Origin of the sequence: Stieleria sp. (assembly GCF_041595215.1) — a bacterium.
GTDB classification, from domain to species: Bacteria; Planctomycetota; Planctomycetia; order Pirellulales; family Pirellulaceae; genus Stieleria; species Stieleria magnilauensis.
In genome coordinates this window covers 1-8,383 of the sequence record NZ_JBFHKV010000296.1, presented here as the reverse complement: position 1 = coordinate 8,383, position 8,383 = coordinate 1, and the positions used below count along the sequence as shown (strand labels likewise).

Below are 8,383 nucleotides of genomic sequence, written 5' to 3'. Positions count from 1 at the left end.
TTGGCATTCGATGCACTTGTTGGTGTCGAAAACGTAAGCGACCTGTCGTTTGGGCGGTGGCGCGTCGTAGGGATACTCTTGTTCGCGTCCGATGTGCCAGTTGAATCGTTTGACCATGGTTCGCTTTTCCGTTTCGGTTTTGCCTGTGAGCCGTAGGTGCTAGCCTCGCGGCTCGATTTCTTGTTCGCCGTGTCACCAGAGCCCGCGGCTAGCACCCAATGTCACGTACTTTGGCGGTAAACGGGGGGCTTTTGTTAGCGGCAGGGCGCGAGCCCTCCGGTCTTTCAAGGTCAAACCGGACGGCTCGCGCCGTTCCGCTACCTCCCTCAGTGCCAAAGTAAGTGGTATTGGGCGAGCGCCGTCGGCTCACCCGTAGCCCGCGGCTCGCGCCGTCGGCTCAGCGTGACACGCTATTCGTCACGCCTTTTTGATCTTGCAGAAATCTCCCGCCATAAACTTTTTCATCAATGCATTCTCGTAGGTCGGTCGCAATCCCAGGCCGGCCGGTCGCCAGAGGCCTCTACCGCCAACCCCGCCGGGTTCCGCCCGCGTGATTTTCACCATCGCTTCGCGTGGCGCACCGGTCGGGCAATGCACGTCCGGCACAAAGCCTTGCGTCATGTCTTGGGTCAGCATCTCTTTCACGTTCAGCGAATCGGTCATCCAGGTCGGCTTGATGAATCCGCGGGTGCAACTTTGGTGGCTGCCGCTGCGGAACATTGCCTTGTATTTCGTCGTCGGCGATTGCGCCATGCCGTCGGCCCGTTCCTTGGCACCCTGCACCGTACCGAAGGTTGCTCCGTGGGCGTTGTGCCACATCCGCGTCACGCCGCGCGGTGTGCCGGGGTAATAACGTGCCCGAGCCATCAGGCGAGCTATCTCGTAGGCTTCTGGATTGTGTTCCCAGCCGTGGAACGGACGGTCTTTGGGATCCGCATCGATCCACACATAATCACCTTCTTCGATGCCCAGCTTTTTGGCATCCAGGGGGTGCATGTCGACATACATTTCTCCGACCATCGGCATCCGGCGGTCTTCACGGTTCATGTCGCCAAACGGACCGAACCAAACCGCGATGATGTCCACATCCGTCGGCGTCGTGTGCGCCCCGTGACGATACTTCGGCGTATGGAAAATGAACTCGTAGCCATACTTCGTCAGCGGATGCTGGGTGTGCAGCAACTCATCAACCGTCAGAATCACGTGTCGAGCCTGACGCGCGTCACCCGACAGATCCTTGCGATCGGCACCGTAATCCTCGGGAGTCTTGGGATTGAGCAGTGGATGTTTGCCGGCGACGATCACGTTGGGTTCATAGAACGTCGAATCGATCGGTTCGCGATGCACGATCAGGTTCTCGCCGCTGTCCATGAACTCCTGTTCGTCGCGATAGAATTCCAATCGTCCAGATCGCGTGTACCAAGGCCGATGCTCGTTGGATTGCTCCCAGCCGCCGATCTTTGGATACGTTCGCGTTTCCAAGATCGTCGGGATGCCCTGTTTTGCTTTGGCTTCCAGGTCCTCGATCTTGTAGCCGCGTGTGGCGTTGGAGTGATCAAGGATGCGTTGCAAGTAGGGCCGCGACGTGCCCGCGTGAATGAACTTCCAGTAATCGTCCATCCGCGCGTCACCGATCAACTTGCCCATCGCCGAACACAACCCGGCAGCAACCTGCGCATCACCGCGAGTGTCATGAATGCGTGGCAGGGGTGTCTCAGGGAAAATGTACAGGAACGGATTGGTGACACTGATCGTCATGTCGGGGAACTTCATTTCGGCCCAGCTATCGACTGGGAAGACGACGTCGGCGTATTCGCAACTCGCCGTCCACCACCATTCGTTCACGCCGACATACTCGACGCGGCGGAGCGTGTTGACGACGGTTTCGTAATGTCCCTTGGCATTGCCGATCAATGAATTGGAATTCGACACATGAATCGACTTCGATGGCGTCGGCAAGTGCGACTTGCCGGTCAGCACCGCGTCGCCGTAGCGCAGGATTGTGTCACCGTGATTGAAGTAGTGAACCGATTCGCCACGGAAATACTTCTTCAGATTCGTGACCGGCTGGTCGGCGTCCAGCTGCGGCGCGAACGGATTTTCGGCGATGTATTGGCCCAGCCCACTGAAGAACGCCGCCCGGTAGTTCCCGGCATACGAACCGACGTTGCCCCCGACGAAACCGACGTTGCGAGTCAATGCCGCGATCAAGAACACGGCGCGGTCTTTGAGGTCGCTGTTGAAGTACTGGTTCGGCCCCATGCCCAGAACAAACGATGTCTTTTCAGGGTTGGCGGCGATTTGTTTCGCCAGCGAACGAATCGCGTCCGCCGGAGCCCATGTCAATTTCTCGACATCCTCGGGCGTGTACGATCCGTCGAGCAGTTCCTTCGTGACGTCGTAAACGGTGCGGCACTTGACGGTCTGTCCGTCGGCCAACTTGACGTCAAACGTACCCGTGAGCGCGGGCTTGACACCTGTGTCTGAAAAGAACTTTCCGACCAAGTCCCGATGGATCGCATGGGGAGCTTGCTGGTCGCCATTCCACAACACGAAATCCCCCCACTGTTCACGTCGGGTACTGGTTAGGATCGCTCCGGGTTGGGCGTAGGGCTTCGGTGACTTTTCGCCGGGCTGAGTCACCACGACGCCGTTTTGGAGCGTTTCGTTTTGGTAGTCGGGGAACACTTCGGTGGCTTGCAGCATCTTGCCATTGTCCATGCGGACCAACAGCGGCAAGTCTGTGTGCGACGTCACGTATTGTTCGTCGTACAGTTTTTCCTGCATGACAACTTGGGCCAACCCGAGTGCCAGCGCGGGTGTCGTGCCGGGGCGAACAATAAACGCTTCGTCGGCTTTGCACGTCGTTGCGGAATACTCCGCGGCGATGACAACCACCTTCGAGCCTTTCATCCTCGCTTCGGTCAACCAGTGCGCGTCGGGCATTTTGGTGCACACCCAATTCATGCCCCAGACCAAAATTAAATTCGATCGCTCGACGTTGCACAGATCAAAGTCAACGGTCTGCTGGCCCGTGACCATCGGGTGACCGGGTGGCAAGTCGGTATGCCAAGAATAGTTGTCCCATCCGCGGGCTCCGATTGCGTCGTCTGGTTCGACGCCGCGTACGTTGCTGTCCAACAGCGCCATGGAGTTCGCCATGCGATATTGGGCGAAAATTCGCGTCGCACCCAGTGCCGCCATGCCGCCGCGGAATTTTAATGTTTGTGTTCCCGCCCCTTCGGTGGCGTCAACCATCAGCGGGTCGTAACCCTGCTTCAACAAGCGTTGTTTGCCGTCTTCGCCACTGTAAGTTTCCGCGATGTTCTTCATCGCTTTGGCGCTGTATTGGAACGCCTCGTCCCAAGTCACGGCGACCCAGGGATCGCGACCACGATTCAAGTAGCGATCCGCGTCAACCGCTCCCGTCTCCGGATCGCGAGGGAACCCGGCATCGGCCCATTCCTTGAATCCCTTGCGGACCAGCGGACGTTTGCAACGGCGGTCGCCATAGAACCGCCGCACCAACGCCAGACCTTTTTGGCAAACACGCGGCTCCCATCGTTGACTCGCCTTGTTGCCGGCCAAGTCGGTTGCCTTTGAGAAACCGAACGTGGGACTGATGCGTGTGACGACGCCGTTCTTGATGTGGGCGTTGAGCAAGCAGTTGTGCGTGTCGTTGGGGGCGCACAAGAATGTGAACGTCGAATCCGACTTGTAGAGGTCGCGGTAGAGCTGTTCCCAATCGCGATTCGGGTAACTGCCCAGCGGGTTGTCGATCGTCAACGGTTCGATATTCTGAACCGCGTCCTGGGCCCAGCTGTTGACGGTCGCCGCGCCGGCCCCGGCCAGGGTGAGCTGAAACAGAAACTGACGGCGATTCCCTTGACGGCCAGCCATTGCGAATCCCTCCCGGTGGGCGGTTTGTGCAACGATTCTGAGCAAAAGAGCCAATAGCGAATTCCGGATACGCAATTCGGTATTAGGATATTACATTGGTCGGGGGTCACGGGTCAAGCGACGGAGCGTCGATTTCGGCCGCTGATACGAATTGCCGCAGGCTGGTGGCGTGCGCCGAGTTTCATTGCCGTGTGGCGGCCACCCCCAGCAGACCCGTCGCATTCAACCGATGCGAACCACAGAGAGAACCATCATGTTGCAGCAAAAAACCACTCAAAACGCGATCGCGGTCATGAGCCGTTTGGCGGAACTCTATTCCGATTCAACCGCCGTCGCTTCGTCGCGTGAACTGGCCAAGAGTCGCAATCTGCCGGCACCGCTGGTCGCCAAGATCATGACGGAGCTCTCGCGAAGCGGATTGGTCAGCGGATCACCCGGCCCCGGCGGCGGTTACCGTTTGGCGAAACCGCCCGCTTCGATTTCACTCAAGGACGTCGCGATGCTATTTGAGCGTGAAACGGAAACTCTCTGTGCCTACGGGCCCGGTTGGTGCGGCAACAATGACCCCTGTCCTCTGCACAACTCGGTGGTTGCCATGAAGCAAGTCTTTGAAGACTACTTAACCAACACAACGTTCGCTTTGTTTGACAAACAGCCTTGAGCAGATCCATACAGCCCTGAACGATTGAAACGCTCAGTCACTCCATTTGCCTGACGGCGCACGGCGGCTTCGCCAACCCATCGAGGACTATCATGAGGACCATCTGCACACTTGTCATCATCGTTTCCAGTCTCAGTTGCACTTTCGCGGACTCACCGATTTACTCGGATCTCTGGGGCGAGCGGGGTGAGCGTTGGACGGCGGAAAGTCGTTTGCCGGACTTCTCGTATACGGGATATCACCGTGGCGAGCGTTCGTTGCCCAACCGCGCCGCCGACGTCTCGGTAAAAGACTTTGCCGCAGTCGGTGATGGCAAGACGGACGACACGAAGGCCTTTCAGCGAGCGATTGATCGTTCACGCGGGAAAACGATCGCCGTCCCGCCGGGCGTGTATGTCATCACGGACGTCTTACAAATTCGCGATTCCGGCACGGTGCTGCAAGGAACGAGCAACCGTGAATCGATCTTACGTTTTCCGATTCCACTGAATGAAATCCATCCCAATTGGGGTGCGACGACGACGGGACGACGAACGAGCAATTACTCGTGGTCGGGCGGCTTGATCAGTGTTTCGGGATCGCCTGCGAAGGACGTCCTGGCGAAAGTAACCAAGCCCGCCGAACGCGGCAGCCGGCAGTTGGATGTTTCCAGCGTCGATCCCTTCCATGTTGGCGATGAGGTTTGCCTCCAGCTATCGGATACGGACGATCAAACACTCGCTCGCTACTTGTACGCGAACGATCCCGGCCCACTCGACAACCTCGGTCGCCGAGCGTCGGTCACGTTTGCCGCACGCGTGACTGGCGTGGACACAACGTTCAAACGGATCGAGTTTGATCGCCCATTGCGAACGGAAGTCAAACCAGAATGGCAACCTCGGATCTATGCCGCATCGTGCAGCGTCGAGGAAGTGGGGATTGAAAAGATCGGATTCGAGTTTCCACTGACGCCCTACGCCGGCCACTTTACGGAAGTCGGATTCAACGCATTGGCGATGAGTGGTGTTCGCAATTGTTGGGCCCGTGAATTACGAATCCGGAATGCTGATAGCGGCATCTTCATCAGTGGTCGCAATGTGACGGTCGATGGTCTTGACATGGAATCCGAGCGTAAGCCGGAGCGGACGCGACAAGCGACGGGGCATCACGGCGTCACACTGGGCGGGCAAGACAACCTGCTTACAAATTTCGACTACCGCACGCGATTCATGCACGACATCACGGTCACTCGCGGATCGGCTGGCAATGTGGCTTCTGACGGGCGGGGACTGGACGTCTGCTTCGATCATCATTGTTATGGGCCCCACGCGAATTTGTTCACCAACATTGATCTTGGCAAGGGCACGCGGATGTTTCAGTCCGGCGGAGGTGCCAAGCTCGGCCGACACAGTGCAGCCTGGGAAACGTTCTGGTGCATCCGCTCCCAAGCGTCACAGCAGTGGCCCAAGGGGTGGAGTACCGACTTGATCAACATCATCGGCGTGACGTCGACGGGCGAACCAGAACTCAACCAAAGCGGGCGTTGGTTCGAACCGATTGATCCCGCACGGTTGCAACCCGCCAATCTTCATCAATCCCAATTGCAGCGACGGTTGAAGAATCAAAATCAATCGGCGGCATCCGATCGACGCAAGTCCTCTTGAGGAGTTCAAACGGTGCGGCCGCTTGGATGGGCGTCGGCGGCGGGTGATCCCAGACTCCAATGGAAGGGGGCTTTGGCCGAACAGACAAGCTGTCGGTTAGCATTTGGCGGAGTGCGCCGTTCCCAGCTTGGTCGCTTAAGGCTCCCGCGCGGTCACTACGCCCTTCTTGCCATTGCGGCGGAAGTCGTCTCGGTTCTGTGGTCACATCAATCGTCCGCCGCGTAGGTATCTGCCTTCGTCGTTAACGTCGCGTTTAAAACCCCCCTCCCCTTATTCTCGTCTTGCGGGCTGTTTCTGATTTCGGGCGGCGGTTCGTCCGACCGAGTGAAAATCGAGAACAGGTAGGGGGCAAAACGACGCGGGGCAAGACGACTACGATCTGGAATTGTTTTGCCACTATTATTTTGTCACTCCTTCCCGAATCGGCCGCTGGCAAACGGTAAGAAGATTTCGGAGGTAAGAAAATGAATCCGGCTGCGATCCTTGGTTGTCGTCAATGTTCTTACCTCCAAAATCTTCCTACCCCCGCTTCTTCGTCGTCCGAAGCAACAAAACAACTATCTCAAAATCGCCGAGGTTGGACCGACCGCCCGCACGAATCGGTTCCGTTTCGCCGCGGCGGTGGCGGACACCGCTGTCTCAACGCGGATATGAAGCTGACCGCCGCGCTGGCGGATTTCCTTGGGCGCCTTGGCTATGCAGACCGCCGCGAGATCAGCAACGAAATGTGGTGCATGCCTATGGATCATGATTTGGTGCCACCCTACGGAAATGGTCTTCCTTGTTCAACGACGCAGTACGGATGGATCCATTCTTGCGACGTTGCGACTTGACCGATCGTAGATGTCATGCACAGCATGACCTACTCAGGCATTTTGAATCACTGACTCAATAGGCATCGGTGATGGCGACTGAAGCACTCAGTCGTGGATCGCCCGTGGGGACCAAGGCAGTTCGCGTGGCGATCATGGACGCTCCGAGCAGGTAGACGCAGAGGGCGAATAGCAACGTTCCGATTTCCGGCAAGCCGAACGTCAAATGCGGCCCGAGTTCCGGCATCACCAACCAGTACAAATCGAAGTAGTGCATTACCAATAGCCAGCCGGTCCAGAAGATCATCGCGTTCGGGTTGGTTTTCACATGCCGTGACATGATGCCGAGGAATGGGATGATGAAATGCCCAAACAACAGCAACACCAGCAGGTATCCCCAACTGTTCGTGTAGCCTTCCGCCATCGACGCACCGCGAACCACAAACCAGCGTGTGGTTTCGGGCACGTTGGCGTACCACAGCAGCATGTATTGGCTGAATGCGATGTACCCCCAGAAGAACACGAACGCGAACAACAATCGCCCCAAGTCGCGGCGGTGTTCGTCGGACAGTGCGACCGGGAAGAGATCAAATCGCTGCAACAGCAGGATTGCCAGTAGGTTGATCGAAAAACCGCCGACGGCACAACCGGCGAAGAAATAGACGCCGTAAATCGTGCTGTACCAATGCGGGTCGATCGACATCAACATGTCAAAGGCGGCGTACGTCAACGTGATCCCGAACGCGAAGACGGAGACGCCGGCCCACCATTCCATTTGTCGCGTGTCGTCTTCACCGCCTGCGGGAGAGTCTTGATGACGCGAAAGGCTGAAGTAGAACCATGCGATCAACGTCCAGATGCCGAAGAATACGAGACTGCGGAAGATGAACGCGGTTGGGTTGAGCCAGCCCTGCTTGCTGCGAGTGAGTTCATCGACGGTTTGATGAACGTAGAGGCTGCTGTGGTGATCGTCGGCTCCCTGCGGGTCGCCCGCGGCGAGCGCCGTCGGCTCATTCAGTGCGACGGGCGTTGCGGGGTGGGGGGATTCGACCGCGTCGCGTTTGGCCCAGGGGTAGAGCTCGCCGCCGAGGACGACGGACAGCGCGATCGGCAGGAACAACACGGCCACGGTGACAATGTTCAAACCAAAAATTTCCGCCGGGCGACGAACCAACACGTTCCATCCGGCACGCATCAGGTGCCCGATCAAGACAAAGAACAACGATCCCAGCGAGAGACTGAGGACAAACGCGAAGGCGACGAGGTACGCCAACATCACGCGGCGGCTTCCGCCGGAGTAGACCGCGGCTCCAATCAGTGACAGTACCGCACCGATGATCGCTCCGCCGGCGAGAAGTTGAATCAGT

General features: G+C 57.9%; 4 protein-coding genes. 2 read left to right on the top strand and 2 right to left on the bottom strand.

What is annotated here, in order from left to right; all coding sequences use genetic code 11:
* Positions 1-417: 417 nt before the first annotated feature.
* On the bottom strand, positions 418-3,900 hold the full coding sequence (locus tag ABX749_RS13310; protein WP_372896415.1) for a molybdopterin-dependent oxidoreductase: 3,483 nt from the start codon (positions 3,898-3,900) through the stop codon (positions 418-420).
* Positions 3,901-4,153: 253 nt separating this feature from the next.
* On the opposite strand from ABX749_RS13310, the gene ABX749_RS13305 reads away from it, so the two are divergent.
* Together ABX749_RS13305 and ABX749_RS13300 are read left to right on the top strand one after the other, a co-directional pair.
* Positions 4,154-4,561, top strand: coding sequence for an Rrf2 family transcriptional regulator (locus ABX749_RS13305; RefSeq protein ID WP_372896414.1), 408 nt, complete (start codon positions 4,154-4,156; stop codon positions 4,559-4,561).
* Positions 4,562-4,653: 92 nt separating this feature from the next.
* The gene (locus ABX749_RS13300; protein ID WP_372896413.1) at positions 4,654-6,204 is read left to right on the top strand and encodes a glycosyl hydrolase family 28-related protein; all 1,551 of its coding nucleotides are present in this window, start codon (positions 4,654-4,656) and stop codon (positions 6,202-6,204) included.
* A gap of 888 nt (positions 6,205-7,092) precedes the next feature.
* Here the strand turns inward: ABX749_RS13300 and ABX749_RS13295 are convergent.
* A partial coding sequence (locus ABX749_RS13295; RefSeq protein ID WP_372896412.1) for a hypothetical protein occupies positions 7,093-8,383 on the bottom strand: 1,291 nt, incomplete at its 5' end.

What these genes read in the sequence shown, in the direction of transcription:
- ABX749_RS13300 (WP_372896413.1), top strand. Translation starts at nt 4,654, where the DNA reads ATGAGGACCATCTGCACACTTGTCATCATCGTTTCCAGTCTCAGTTGC.
- ABX749_RS13310 (WP_372896415.1), bottom strand. Translation starts at nt 3,900, where the DNA reads ATGGCTGGCCGTCAAGGGAATCGCCGTCAGTTTCTGTTTCAGCTCACC.
- ABX749_RS13305 (WP_372896414.1), top strand. Translation starts at nt 4,154, where the DNA reads ATGTTGCAGCAAAAAACCACTCAAAACGCGATCGCGGTCATGAGCCGT.